9 protein-coding genes are annotated in these 12,870 nt (G+C 69.1%); 6 read left to right on the top strand and 3 right to left on the bottom strand.

The window, feature by feature from the left end; translation table 11 throughout:
- From AAG801_RS03830 to AAG801_RS03820, 3 genes are all read left to right on the top strand, one after another.
- Positions 1-579 carry a cupin domain-containing protein gene (locus AAG801_RS03830; protein WP_341887229.1) on the top strand — a complete coding sequence of 193 codons (579 nt, stop codon included), beginning with the start codon at positions 1-3 and terminating at the stop codon, positions 577-579.
- Positions 580-642: 63 nt separating this feature from the next.
- Positions 643-1,623, top strand: a complete 981-nt coding sequence (locus AAG801_RS03825) for a fumarylacetoacetate hydrolase family protein (RefSeq protein WP_341887228.1) — start codon at positions 643-645, stop codon at positions 1,621-1,623.
- A 12-nt stretch (positions 1,624-1,635) separates the two neighbouring features.
- Positions 1,636-2,577 (top strand): NAD-dependent epimerase/dehydratase family protein, encoded by a 942-nt coding sequence (locus tag AAG801_RS03820; RefSeq protein WP_341887227.1) that lies wholly within the window; start codon positions 1,636-1,638, stop codon positions 2,575-2,577.
- Positions 2,578-2,783: 206 nt separating this feature from the next.
- Here AAG801_RS03820 and AAG801_RS03815 read toward each other — a convergent pair whose 3' ends face one another.
- Positions 2,784-3,221, bottom strand: coding sequence for a DUF2798 domain-containing protein (locus AAG801_RS03815; RefSeq protein ID WP_341887226.1), 438 nt, complete (start codon positions 3,219-3,221; stop codon positions 2,784-2,786).
- 48 nt (positions 3,222-3,269) lie between these two features.
- Between AAG801_RS03815 and AAG801_RS03810 the strand changes: the two genes are divergently transcribed.
- The 3 genes from AAG801_RS03810 (at position 3,270) to AAG801_RS03800 (ending at position 8,928) form a co-directional block, all read left to right on the top strand.
- A complete protein-coding gene (locus tag AAG801_RS03810; RefSeq protein WP_341887225.1) occupies positions 3,270-3,755 on the top strand; it encodes a MarR family winged helix-turn-helix transcriptional regulator in 486 nt (161 codons plus the stop codon).
- Between the two features lie 487 nt (positions 3,756-4,242).
- Positions 4,243-7,254, top strand: a complete 3,012-nt coding sequence (locus AAG801_RS03805; RefSeq protein ID WP_341887224.1) for a dockerin — start codon at positions 4,243-4,245, stop codon at positions 7,252-7,254.
- A gap of 369 nt (positions 7,255-7,623) precedes the next feature.
- Positions 7,624-8,928 (top strand): integrase, encoded by a 1,305-nt coding sequence (locus AAG801_RS03800; protein WP_341887223.1) that lies wholly within the window; start codon positions 7,624-7,626, stop codon positions 8,926-8,928.
- Between the two features lie 243 nt (positions 8,929-9,171).
- Here the strand turns inward: AAG801_RS03800 and AAG801_RS03795 are convergent, their stop codons facing one another.
- Together AAG801_RS03795 and AAG801_RS03790 are read right to left on the bottom strand one after the other, a co-directional pair.
- Complete coding sequence (locus AAG801_RS03795) at positions 9,172-10,002, bottom strand: hypothetical protein (RefSeq protein ID WP_341887222.1); 831 nt, start codon at positions 10,000-10,002, stop codon at positions 9,172-9,174.
- A gap of 23 nt (positions 10,003-10,025) precedes the next feature.
- Positions 10,026-12,827 (bottom strand): hypothetical protein, encoded by a 2,802-nt coding sequence (locus AAG801_RS03790; RefSeq protein ID WP_341887221.1) that lies wholly within the window; start codon positions 12,825-12,827, stop codon positions 10,026-10,028.
- Positions 12,828-12,870 lie beyond the last annotated feature (43 nt).

The following is a 12,870-nucleotide window of genomic DNA, read 5'->3' as shown; positions in this document are numbered from 1 at the left end:
ATGAGTCTCCCCGCCATCCACCGCGTCGTCACCGGGCACGATGCCGCCGGCAAGGCGGTCGTCGCCAGCGACGGGCCGCTGCCGACGGTGGTCGAACTGCAGGCCATTCCCGGCACGGTGTTCCACGAGGTGTGGTCCACGACCGGCGCGCCCGCGCCGGTGGACAGCGGCGCCGATCCGACCACCGGCCCCTTGAGGCTGCCGCCGCCCCCGCAGGGCACGCGCATCCGCTTCGTCGACATCCCGCCCGACTCGGCGGAGTTCCTCGCGCACGGAGCGGCGCGCATGCAGCAGGCCTTCACCCAGATCGGCGACGCGCAGGCTTCCACCGTGAAGGCCGACTCCCCGCATCCGCTGATGCACCGCACCGAGTCGGTCGACTACGGCGTGGTGATCGAAGGCGAGATGACGCTGGTGCTCGACGACAGCGAGGTGCTGCTGCGCCCGGGCAGCGTGGTGGTGCAGCGCGGCAGCAACCACGCCTGGGCCAACCGCTCGGGCCGGCTGTGCCGCATGCTGTTCGTGCTGGTCGACGGCCGGTACGAGCCGGCCCTTGCGCAGGCGCTGGCCGCGCGATGAACGCGCCGGCGCCGCTGGCGGCACCCTGATCTCCGACGGCTCCTGACTCACGAAGGTCTTTCCATGAAGCTTGCAACGCTTGCCGATGGCCGCCTCGACGGCAGCCTTCTCGTCGTCTCGCAGGACCTGCAGCGCGCCGTGCCCGTGCCGGCCATCGCCGCGAGCCTGCACGACGCCGTGCAGCGCTGGGACGAGGTGCAGCCGTCGCTGGCCGAGGTCTACGACGCCTTGAACGCCGGCCGCGCCGCCGGCGCGCGGGTCTTCGATGGCGCCGCCTGCACCGCTCCGCTGCCGCGCGCGCCGCAGTGGCTGGACGGTTCGGCCTTCCTCAATCACGGCCGCTTGATGGAGCAGGCCTTCAACACGCCACCGATTCCGGATTTCGACACGGTGCCGGTGATGTACCAGGGCGCGAGCGACGACTTCCTCGGCCCGCAGGCCGACGTGCCGCTGCCCAGCGAGGCCGACGGCATTGACTTCGAAGGTGAGTTCGGCGTCGTCACCGGCCCGGTGCCGATGGGGGTGTCGCCAGAGGCCGCGCTGCGCTGCGTGAGGCTCGTCGTGCAGATCAACGACTGGAGCCTGCGCGCCCTGGGGCCCCACGAGATGAAGACCGGTTTCGGCTTCCTGCAGGCCAAGCCCTCGACCGCCTTCGCGCCGGTGGCCGTGACCCCCGACGAGCTGGGCGAGGCCTGGCGCGACGGCCGCGTGCAGCTGAAGCTGCATGTGCAGTGGAACGGCGAGCGCTTCGGCGAGCCGCACGGCGGTGAGATGAACTTCCATTTCGGCCAGCTGATCGCACACGCGGCACGCACGCGGCGGCTGACGGCCGGCACGATCATCGGCTCGGGCACGGTTTCCAACGTGGCGCGCGGTGCCGGCTCGGCATGCATCGCCGAGCGCCGTGTGATCGAGAAGATCGACCAGGGCGAGATGCGCACCGGCTTCATGAAGTTCGGCGACCGTGTGCGCATGCAGGCACGCTTCGCCGACGGGCGCGATGGGCCCTTCGGCGTCATCGATCAACGCGTCGTGCGCGGCTGAGGGAACGGGCCGATGCATGTGCTCGTCACCGGGGCCGATGGGTTCATCGGCCGCGTGCTGGTGCGCAGGCTGCTGGCGCAGGGGCTGGCCGGCCGCGCGCTGGCGCGACTGGTCGCCGCCGATCTGGCGCTGCGCGATCTCCCGGACGATCCGCGCGTGCAGGGTGTCGAAGGCTCGATCGCCGACCCCGGCGTGCTCGAGTGCGCACTCGCCGAGCCGGTGGACGCGGTGTTCCACCTTGCCAGCCTGCCCGGCGGCGCGGCCGAGCGCGATCCGGACCTCGGCCGGCGCGTCACCCTCGACGCCACCGCGCAGCTGCTGGCGCTGCTGCGCGGGCAGGGCGGCGCGCCGCGCCTGGTTTTCGCCAGCACGGTGGCGGTCTATGGTGACCCTTTGCCCGCCGTCGTCGACGAGACGACGCCCGCTCGCCCGGCCATGAGCTATGGCGCGCACAAGCTGGCCGCCGAGGTGCTTGTTGCCGATGCCGCGCGGCGCGGCTGGGTCGATGCCTGCTCGCTGCGCCTGCCCGGCGTGGTGGCCCGGCCGGGCGATGGTGCCGGCCTGGTCTCGGCCTTCATGAGCCAGCTGTTCTGGAAGCTGGCCGCGGGCGAGCCCATCGAGCTGCCCGTCAGCGCGCAAGGCACGGCGTGGTGGATCTCGGTGGGGGCCTGCGTCGACAACCTGCTGCGCGCCGCCAGCCTCGACATCGCCGCGCTCGATGTTCGCCGCGTGCTGCAGATGCCGGCGCTGCACCTGAGCATCGGCGCGGTGGTGGATGCCCTGGCGAGCGAGTACGGTGAAGAGCGCCGCGCCCTCGTGCGCCATGCGCCGCAGGAGGCGGTGCAGCGCCTGTTCGCGGCCTACCCGCCGCTGCACACGCCGCTGGCGCTGGCGCTCGGCCTGCGTCACGACGGCACGGCGCAGTCGCTGGTCCGCCGTGCCGTCGAAGCTTGACGGCAGGCGCTCGGCCGCCAGGACGAGCGCGGCCGATGTCACACCCCCTGCCGGAGCTGCGGGCGCGGACAACGCAGACTCGCGGTGCGAGCACGCGCACCTTCGGGCGAACAGCATGGGGGCATGCTGGCGGCTTCCGCACGGAACACGTTCACGGGGTCATCGAACGACAGGCTCGCGAAGCGTCGCAGCGCCTCACGGGCCCGTCACACGCGCGCCAGGCGCCGCTCGACCCAGGGCCGCACCCCATACGCCATCAAGGGCCCCATCACCAGCGCCAGCGGGATGGCGCGCAGGTAGGCCTGCAACCAGTGTGAGAAGAACCGCTCCGGGCCCAGGTTGACCAAGGTCGAGAGTGCCGAGGAGATCGCCTCCATCAAGAGTCCCATGGCCAGCGCCATGACGGCACGTTGGGCCCACAGCGGCTGCTTCTCGAGCGTGGCCCGCACCACCGCGGCCACGCCCGCCATCACCAGGCCCCCAGAGGGCAGCATCACCAGGATCGACAAGGCTGCCGCCATGCCCCACTGGGTGAAGAAGTTGGGAGCAGGCCCGACCTGGGTCCAGGTCACTGCGGCACTGATGGCCAGGGCCATCATCACGGCGAACGCGAGAATGGGCGCCATCGCGCGGAGTCTTGTCATGGCATCAGGTGGCGGGAGCCGGCCTTATTGGTTGATAATGTCAACATCATGCCCAAGTCAGTTGCTAAAGTCAACCATATCGGTGGAGCGGGCGCGACACCGGACCCGGCGGTCGCCGACGTCGGCGAGAAGCTTCACGCGCTCGTGCACCGCCTTCGGCAGCATCAACGGCAGGAACTGCTGGGCCAGTCGGACGAAGCCACACCCATGGAGTGGCGGGCGCTGGCCTTCTTTGCCGGCAGGCCGGGCGCCTGCGCGCGTGACCTCGTGGAACATTCCGGCCGAGACAAGGCCCAAGTGGCCAGGCTGGTTCGCCTGCTGATCGAGCGTGGTTGTCTGGAGGCATCGGCCGCGCCGAACGACCAGCGTGTGCAGCAACTTCACCTGACCGCTGCGGGCCGCCGGGAAGCACAACGCCTGCGCGAGGCGCGCGAGCGCATAGACCGGCGAATGATGTCCGCGCTGAGCGCCCAGGATCGGCGTCGCCTGTGCGAACTGCTCGACAGACTGCACGATTCCCTCGGCGAACCCTGATCGGTCAGCCGTCGCGTTCGGCGAGGGTTCTGCCGAGCGATCGTTGTGCGAATCCATCGAAGCGGCGCGCGCCTGCCGCAGGCGCACCGACATCGACACGGACGGCCTGGGCATCGAGCGCTGTTCGCGCCGAGCCGAAGTCGTTCCCGTTCAAGCGACGGCGGGCGAGGCCGACCGACCCGCCAACTCTTCACGCCCAAGCTGCACGGGCGCGGGTCTTGCACGTGGCAGCATCACTGGTTGTCGGTGCGCCTGCCGGCGTGGCTTGCTGGCGCGACTGTGGCCAACGCCGGCGCGGCACATTCCTGGAGCAGTTTGAATGACATCTCTCAGCGCGACCGAGTCGGCGCCCGGGCGCTTGCAGACCGTGCTTTGCTTGTGGATCGCAGGCTTGATCGTCGCGCTGCTCGCGGCATGCGGTGGCGGCGCGGGGGAGGGCTCCACGCCGCAACCCGTTCCCGTTCCAGTCCAGCCGTCCTCGGTGACGGTGACAGCCGGCGATAGCCAGGCCACGATCCGCTGGGCCGCCGTTGCGGGCGCGGCGTCCTACAACATCTATCGCTCCACGGCCCCGGGTCAGAGAGGCACCAAGGTCGGCTCCAGCACGACCACCTCCTATGTCGACTCGACCGTTCAGAACGGCACGACCTACTACTACCAGGTGACGGCAGACAACGCCTCGGGCGAGGGGCTTCCTTCCGCCCAATCGCCGGGTTCGACGCCCGCGGCGCCCGTCACCGCACCGCTGGCGCCCACAGGGCTGAATGTCAGCGCGGGCGACGGACAAGTGAGCCTGAACTGGACGGCAGTGGCAGGCGCCGGCTCGTACAACGTCTATCGATCGACCACCGCCGGGGCGCAAGGCGAGAAGGTCGGAACGACTGCAACGACCGAGTTCATCGACACCTCGGCGGCCAACGGCGTCACGTACTTCTACGTCGTCATGGCGTCCAACGCCGCCGGGGAAGGGGCCGCATCGATGCAGTCGGCCGCTGCAACGCCCAGCGCCCCGATCACCGTACCCGCTGCCCCCGCTGGCGTGACCGCGACGGACGGTGTCGCGCAGGTGAGCGTGAGCTGGTCGGCGGTTTCCGGCGCGACCACGTACAAGGTCTATCGCTCCACCACCCAGGGCGTGCGGGGCACGATGGTCGGCTCGGGGTCGGCGACGAGCTTCGCCGACATCGCGGCCCTCGATGGAACGACCTACCACTACGTGGTCACGGCATCGAACACCGTCGGGGAAGGCGCTGCTTCCGCGGCCGTGTCGGTGACTCCCGCCACGACCTGGACCACCGTCAAGATGGGTGGCGGCGGCTATGTGCCCGGCATCATCTACCACCCGACCGTTCCGTACCTGCGCTACGCGCGCACCGATGTCGCCGGTGTCTATCGATGGGATCAGGCTGAGTCGAGCTGGACGGCGTTGACCGATGCGTTCGGTCGCCCCGATGGAAGCCAGCAGGGTGCGGAGAGCATGGCCGTCGACCCGACCGATCCGAACCGGGTCTACATGACGACCAGCATGGCCGTGCAGTACGGCAACGGTCGCTTCTACTACTCGTCCAACCAGGGCCGTACCTGGAACTACGTGACCCTGCCGTTCCCGGTGGGTTCAAACAATCAGGGCCGGGCGATCGGCGAGCGGCTGATGGTGGATCCGAATCTGCCCACGACGCTGTTCTATGCCTCGCGCACGGCGGGTCTCTGGAAGAGCATGAACCGCGGCCTGAACTGGAGCCAGGTCACATCCCTCTCTTCGCGGGTGATGACCACCAACGAGATCAACAGCGCCAACGGCGGCAGCCCCGTCGGGGTGGAGTTCGTCGTGTTCGACGTCACGGTGCCGACCTCGGGCTTCGCGCCCACGGGCAGCGCCAGCGGCACGATCTACGTCGGCGTTGCGCCCGACTACAAGAGCCTCGCCGGGCTCGGCTTCCACCTCTACAAATCGACCGACGGCGGCGCCAGCTGGTCGGGCGTGCCGATTCCGGCCGCCGTCACGACCGCCATCGGGGCCGACAGCCTCTACATCCCGCACCTGGCGCGCGCCGCCGACGGCATGCTCTACGTGCCCTTCACCTCGAGCTCCGGCCCGGGCAGTGGCGCACCCTCGGCGCTGTACAAGTTCGACGGCACCAACTGGACCTTGCTGGTCGAGTCCGGCGACGGGCGCTACTTCGGTGGCATCGGCGGCCTCTCGGTCCACGGCAGTGGTGCGACGACGAAGATCGCGTTCGGCGTCTCCGGCACCTGGGGTGACGACGGCTGGGTCCAGATCGCGATGCGCTCGGCCGACGGAGGCACCACCTGGCAGGAGTTCGGCCGCTCCGGCGACACCAACGGCAGCCTCGACTACCACGACGCCACCGGCTACTGGGGCTGGGCGGACGATCTCGAGATCGATCCGTTCAACCCCGAGCACGTCTCCTACGTGCTGGGCGGCGGCATCGTCTCGACCACCGAGGGCTTCTCGGCGGCGCTGCCGCGCTGGCGCTACGACGTGGAAGGCATCGAGGAGATGATCAACCTGGTGATGGCGGCGCCGCCGCCGGGCGCTCCCTACGCCCTGGCCAGCGGGCACGGTGACACCGGGCTGTACGTACACACCTCGCTGACGGCCTCGCCGAACCGTTCGCCCACTGCGCAACTCAACGGCAGCGGCGGCAACGGCACCGGCATCGACATGGCCTGGAACAACCCGTCCTTCATCGTCGGCGTGGGAACCTTTGTCACCTCCAAGGGGGCGTACTCCACCGACGCCGGCCTCACCTGGACGACCTTCCCCAGCGTGCCGCCCGTGGGAAACGCGACAGGGGACGAGTCGAGGGTCGCCGTTACGGCCGACGGCGCCAACATCATCTGGGCCATCACGGGCCAAATCCCCTACTACACGACCAACCGGGGCGTCTCCTGGACTGCCACCAACCTGCCGGCGCCGGCCGTGGGCTATCACCTCGCCGCCGACCGCCAGAACCCGCTCAAGGTCTATGCCTACGACCATGGCGGCAACTGGTGGTATCCGTCCAACAGCGCGAAGTTCTACAGATCGAGCGATGGCGGGCGCACCTTCATCGCCATCGCCCGCACCTGGGCGCCGAACGGGAACTGGGTCACGGGCCTGGCTGTCAACCCGTTCGTGGAAGGCGAGGTCTGGCTGGCGGACGCGAACAATCTGTGGCGCTCGGTCGACTCGGGACTCACCTGGACGAAGCTGACCGCGATGGCCACGGTGGGGGCCGAGTACACGAACGTGCATGGAGCCATCAGGGTCGCGCTGGGCGCTCCCGCGCCGGGATCGGGCCAGTCGGCAGCCGTCTACCTGGTGGGCACGATCGGCGGCAAGGACGCCGTCTATCGATCCGCCGACATGGGCGCGACGTGGGTCCGCATCGACGACGACGACCATCGCTACGGCGGCGTCAACGGGATTGCTGCGGACAGCGGCGTCTACGGCCGGGTGTTCATGCGAGGGCGGGGTTTGAACTACAACAAGTGAGCTCCCCGAAGAGGTCGGCATGCTCGCCATGCCGGCAGACCTCCTTGGTTCAGTGAGGCCGCCAGTCTTCCGCCGTGGCAGATGTGTCGCAAAGGCTGAGAACTCCGGCATCCGGCCAAGAAAAAAGGCCTGCACTCGCGTGCAAGCCTTTGATCTTCTTCGGTTTTCTGTGGCTCCCCGACCTGGGCTCGAACCAGGGACCTACGGATTAACAGTCCCTGGGGATGGGATTGTCTGGGATCTCCTGATACAAGTCGCCTCCTAAATACTCTTTACAGATCAACATCTTGCATCCATAGTCGTTTCAGGCCGTCTCGGACCATTCCCGCCAAGACTGGCACCAGACTGGCACCAGATCAGCTACGGACTATGGCAAGAGATCAAGTTTCAGCGGCCACCGCGGCCATCCGAACGCTCGACAGCGGCGCATTCGTGACGCTGCACAGTCGACTCGATCGAGGTGGTGCATTGCAGGCTCGCAAGCTCGCGAATGGCGCGGTCCAGCTCTACTGGCGCTATTCGCTCGGCGGCACGACGAGCCGCGAGCCGATCGGCGTCTACGACCCTTCGGCCCCACCGAAGAAGCAGCAGCCGACGCCTCGCGGCTATGGCCTTGCTGCTGCGCTCGAGAGGTGTCGTGAACTCGCCGACGTGCATGCAGAGCGTGCGCAGACTGGCGGACTTCGGGAGGCGAAGGCTGAGAAGCGTAAGACCTTCATTGCGCAGAAGGCAGCCGAGGCGGCGAAGGCGGATCGCACGCTGCAAAGGCTTCTCGATGCCTACGTGGAGCACCTGAAGACGCAGGGGCGGCGCAGCCATGTAGATGCCGATCAGATCTTTAGGCGCCACATCACCGAGGCCTGGCCGCCCATCGCGGCGGCGCCCGCCGTCGATCTCACGCCCGACCAGGTGCTCGACATGCTGCGCAGGCTGATCGAGGCCAGCAAGGGGCGCACTGCGAACAAGCTGCGGTCCTACCTCCGCGCGGCCTACCAGTGTGCGCTGGACGTGCGGACAACCGCCTCCATCCCGGTGGTCTTCAAGTCCTTCGAAGTGGTCTTCAACCCAGCGGCGCAGACGCGTCGCTCGCCGCAGTTCGATCGGGCCGACAAGCGTCCGTTTTCCAAGGCCGAACTGCAAGCCTATTGGAAGCTGATCGCCGACAGGCCCGGTCCTGAAGCGGCAGCCTTGCGGCTGCATCTCCTGACGGGTGGTCAACGCGTCGAGCAGTTCGTTCGCCTGAAGTGGGCGGACGTGAGCGACGATGCGGTGACGATCTTCGATGCCAAGGGACGACCAGGCCAAGGTCCTCGTGCTCACCAGATCCCACTGCTGAAGCAGGCTCGCGCAGACCTCTCACACGCGAAGCGACAGGGCGAGTTCGCGATCTCGACGACTGCCGGAAAGAAGCCCATCAGCGTGCGGACGCTCGCGGGCTGGGCCCGTCATGTTGTCGGCGACTCGATCGATGGCTTCCAGCTGAAGCGCATCCGATCTGGTGTAGAGACCCTTCTAGCTTCCCATGGAGTCAGTCGAGATGTGCGCGGCCACCTTCAGTCGCACGGCCTGAATGGTGTTCAAGCCCGGCACTACGACGGGCATGACTACATGCCCGAGAAGCGCTCGGCGCTCGACATCCTGAGTCGTGAGCTTCAATCGAAGGCTAAAGCGTAAGCAGCCGCCCACGAGTACACGCTTTCCGCCATCAGCTGAACTTGGCCGGCGCTGAGAGAGCAGCCGCTTGAGACTGACTGCAGCCGGTCAGGTCTTGCGGCCCAATGAAAGCCGCCGCCGAAAGGAGTCGCGGCAGTCGCAGCAATCGTGGGCGCATTCCGCTAGCTGCTTTCAAGTCTCCATGCCGACGGGCACTTGGGGGCGATGCGGCAGGCCATTAATTCAAGGCACGTCTCGAGGCCCTCACCACCCAGGCGACAACCGTGCCATTACCGCCAGCGCCAGCGCCCTGCCGACGTCCTCGACCGATGCCACGGCCCCGTCCGTGCGCTCGAAGCCGGCGGCGCCATTGACTGCGACCCAGCGGCCGCTGGGTCGTTTGGCCAGCGGCGGTGCGATGTATTCAGCGAACAGAATCGCCGCGCTGTTGACCTCGCGCGCGCTGACAGAGAAGCCAACGCCAAGCGGCGCTTGCGCGTCGCCGACCATCAGCACCTCCAGCACCACGCGCGCCTGCTGCAGCGCAAGCATCTCGTTGGCCTGCATGTCCAGCGGGCCGCTAGCCCGCAGCGCGGCGGCGCGCACGAGCATCGTCCGGTCGAGCGGGCGCAGCCCGCCCGAGGCCAGCGTCGCGAGGAAGGCGCCGCGCAGGCGCGCCTCGGAGCGTTCGTCGAGGCCGCGGCGCGCGGCCTCCGCCGGCGAATGGGTACTGACCTCGGTGACCTGCCCGCTGTTCTCCTGCTTGTTGATGCTCTTGGAGCTTTCGGTGCCGGTCTCGCTGGCGCTCTCGCGGCGGTGGCCCTGTACCGATTGGCGCTGCACCGCCGATTGCACGACGCGCTCGTTCAGCTCGCGGTTCCACAGCAGCGCCACCGCCGGCTTGCGCTGGCGCTCGTAGCGGCGCCTGAAGGCATCGACGATGGCGCTGCCGTCTTCCTCGACCTCCTCGGGCGGAGCGTCCAGCACCTGCGGTTGCGCGTCGCGGAAGGGCGCGGCTCGGGCGGCGGGCGACAGCGCGAGCAGCAGCAGCGGCGGCAGCAGCAGCGCGACGATGGTGTGAAGGGTCGTTCTCATGAGGGCTTCTCCTCCTGTGTTCCTCAGAAATGCATCCGCGACGAGCCCGCCTGCGCAGCTTGCGCGGCCTGGGCTGCTTGCGCGGCGCTGGCCGAGTCCTGCTGGGCCTGCGCGGCCATGTCCTGCAGCTGCTCCAGCGTCTGCCGGGCCTGGTCGTGCATGTCCTGCACTTCGGCGAGCAGCCTTTCGGCCTCGGCGCGCGCCTCCACCGCGGCGTCGGTCTCGGCCTGCGCGCGCTCGCGCAGCTCGGCGGTGGCATCGTGCAGCTCCTGTGTGCCGGTATGGAGCTCGGAGACATGGTCGTGCAGGTGTTCGGTCTCGTCGTGCAGGACCTCGGTTTCGCTCGCGATCTGCTGCACGCTCGCGAGCAGCTGGCTCGCGTTCTGCTCGTGGTCCTGAGCTTGCGTGCTGCTGTCCTGCGCCTGGGTGCTGCTGTCCTGGGCGTGCTGGCCGGCGGTGGCGGCCTGCTCTTCGCCGTACGCGGCCTGAGTCGCGGATTGCTCCGCCTGACCGCTCCCCTCGCGCGCGCCTTCGGCGCCGACTTCGGACTGTGCCTGGTGCTCCTGCGCCAGCGCGGCGTTGTGGGCACTCTGCTGCTCCTGGTCGTGCGACTGCAGCGCGGCCTGCTGCGCCTGCTGTTCATTTTCCAGCGCGTGCTGCGAGCTGGTTTGTGCCTGCTGCATCGATTGCTGCGACTCGCCGGCGTCGGCGCGGGCCTGTGTCGAGGCGTCGCTCGCTTCGGCGCCGCTGGCGCGCGACTGCTCGGCCGACTGCTCGCTGTCCTGCGCACCCTCGCGCGATTGGTCCGAGGCGCTGCCGCTGGCCTCCGCGTCCTGCTGCGCCTGCTGTGCTGACTGGTCGGTGGACTCGGCTGACTCGCGGGCCGACAGCTCCGAGTCGGAGGCGCCTTCGGCCGACTCGCCGGACTTGATGGCGGCGTCGTCGGCCTCGTCGGCGGACTGGTTCGTTGAGTCGGCCGCGGCATCCGAGTCCTCGGCCGCCTGGCGCGCGCGGTCGGTGGCTTCCTGGGCATCGCCGGCGCTGGTGCTGGACTGTTCGGCCGCGTCGTGCGACTGGGTGGCGCTGTCGTCCGCGCGCGTCCGTGCGTCCTCCGTCTCCTGCGCCCGCGAATGCGCGTCCTCGCCGGCGCTCTGAGCGCGCGACGCATCGTCCTCCGAGCGCTCGGCGTCGTCGCGCGTGCTGTCGGCCGCCTCCTGCGCTCGGATCTGCGCTTCCTGGACCGCGTCGGCGTCGGTCCGTGCCTGTTGGTGGGCCGACTGCGTGGCTTCGGCATCCTGCTGCGCCTGCTGGTGCGAGGACTGCGTCCCATCGGCGTCGCTTTGCGCCTGCTGGTGGGTGGACTGCGTCGCTTCGGCGTGCTGTTGCGCCTGCTGGTGCGAGGACTGGGTGCCGTCGGCGTCGCTCTGCGCTTGCTGGTGCGACGCCTGTGCGCTATCGGCATCGGTTTGCGCCTGCTGGTGCGCGGACTGCGTAGCCTCGGCGTCCTGCTGCGCCTGCTGATGGGAAGACTGTGTGGCTTCGGCATCCTGCTGCGCTTGCTGGTGCGAAGCCTGCGTGCCATCAGCGTGTTGCTGGGCCTGCTCGTGCGAAGCCTGCGTGCCCTCCGCATGCTGCTGGGCCTGCTGCTGCGAGGTCTGAGTGCCCTCGGCGTGCTGCTGCGCCTGCTCGTGCGAGGACTGCGTGCCTTCGGCGTGCTGCTGGGCCTGCTGGTGCGAGGCCTCGGTGCCTTCGGCGTGCTGTTGCGCCTGCTGGTGCGAGGTCTGCGTCGCTTCGGCGTCCTGCTGCACCCGCGCGTGGGTATCCCGGATCGCCTCGGCATGCTGCTGCGCCTGGGCGTTGAGTTCCTGCAGCTGCTCGGTGCCCGCGCTGCGGTAGCTCTCCACGCCCTCGGGCGCCTGCCCGCTGCGGTGGGCCACCGTCTCGATCTCCTGGCGCATCTGGCGCGCTCGCTCCATCTGCTCGGGATCGTGCTCGCGCAGCTTCAGGCTCGGATCGGATTCGCGCAGCATCTGCAGCCCGCGGCGGTTCTCGTCCGAGCTGCCCTGGCTGACGAGCCCTGAGAGTTGCCCGATCTGCTGCGCTCGCTGCTCTTCGTGCTGCGCGCGCGTCTCGGCGGCGCCGACCTGGCTCTGCGTCATCTCGCTGAGGCGCGTTCGCTCGTCACCGGCTTCGTTGAAGCGCCGGCTACCCTGGACGACGTCGTAGCCGCCGCTGACCGCGCCGGCCACGTTGCCCAGGTGCTTGGTGGCGCCGGCCGCGCCGTCCGGGATCTTGAACGCCTCGCCAGCCTTGTGCTTGCTGAAGCTGTCGATGGCGCCGAATACCCCGCCGGCACCGGTCAAGGCGCCGGTGCCGGCCTTCACGGCGGCGGCCTCCGCCGCTTCGGCGGACGAGTTGCCGCTCCTGGACGTGAAGAGGTCGTTGATCGCGCCGCCAAGCCCGGTGCCGGCCTTCCAGGCGCCGGACACGGCCGCGCCGGCGTGGCCGAGGTAGCTTGCCCCGGCCGCCGCGATGTCAGCCGCGCCCTTGGCCACCTGCACCCCGGCGATGCCCTGCGCGACGCTGGAGAAGAACGTGCCTTCTTGACCATAGCCGCGCATGTCGTCGGCGGCGCCGTGGATGTCCACCGCCGCCTGCTGGTGCCGCGCCTGACTCGCCTGCAATGCGCCGCGCAGCTGGCTGCCGGCGCCGGCGGCCACCGCATCGGCCAGCTGCATCTGGTCGTACAGCGCCTGCTTCTGCTGCGGGTTCAACTGGTCGACGTCGATACGCCGGCCGTCCGGCAGTTGGAGGATTCGGCTCATCGCAAGACTCCTGGTGATCGGTTCGTTGGGTAGGTCGCTTCGA

This window comes from Variovorax sp. YR752 (assembly GCF_943372545.1).
This window is presented reverse-complemented; position numbering and strand designations above follow the sequence as displayed.

What these genes read in the sequence shown, in the direction of transcription:
- AAG801_RS03830 (WP_341887229.1), top strand. Translation starts at nt 1, where the DNA reads ATGAGTCTCCCCGCCATCCACCGCGTCGTCACCGGGCACGATGCCGCC.
- AAG801_RS03825 (WP_341887228.1), top strand. Translation starts at nt 643, where the DNA reads ATGAAGCTTGCAACGCTTGCCGATGGCCGCCTCGACGGCAGCCTTCTC.
- AAG801_RS03820 (WP_341887227.1), top strand. Translation starts at nt 1,636, where the DNA reads ATGCATGTGCTCGTCACCGGGGCCGATGGGTTCATCGGCCGCGTGCTG.
- AAG801_RS03815 (WP_341887226.1), bottom strand. Translation starts at nt 3,221, where the DNA reads ATGACAAGACTCCGCGCGATGGCGCCCATTCTCGCGTTCGCCGTGATG.
- AAG801_RS03810 (WP_341887225.1), top strand. Translation starts at nt 3,270, where the DNA reads ATGCCCAAGTCAGTTGCTAAAGTCAACCATATCGGTGGAGCGGGCGCG.
- AAG801_RS03800 (WP_341887223.1), top strand. Translation starts at nt 7,624, where the DNA reads ATGGCAAGAGATCAAGTTTCAGCGGCCACCGCGGCCATCCGAACGCTC.
- AAG801_RS03795 (WP_341887222.1), bottom strand. Translation starts at nt 10,002, where the DNA reads ATGAGAACGACCCTTCACACCATCGTCGCGCTGCTGCTGCCGCCGCTG.
- AAG801_RS03790 (WP_341887221.1), bottom strand. Translation starts at nt 12,827, where the DNA reads ATGAGCCGAATCCTCCAACTGCCGGACGGCCGGCGTATCGACGTCGAC.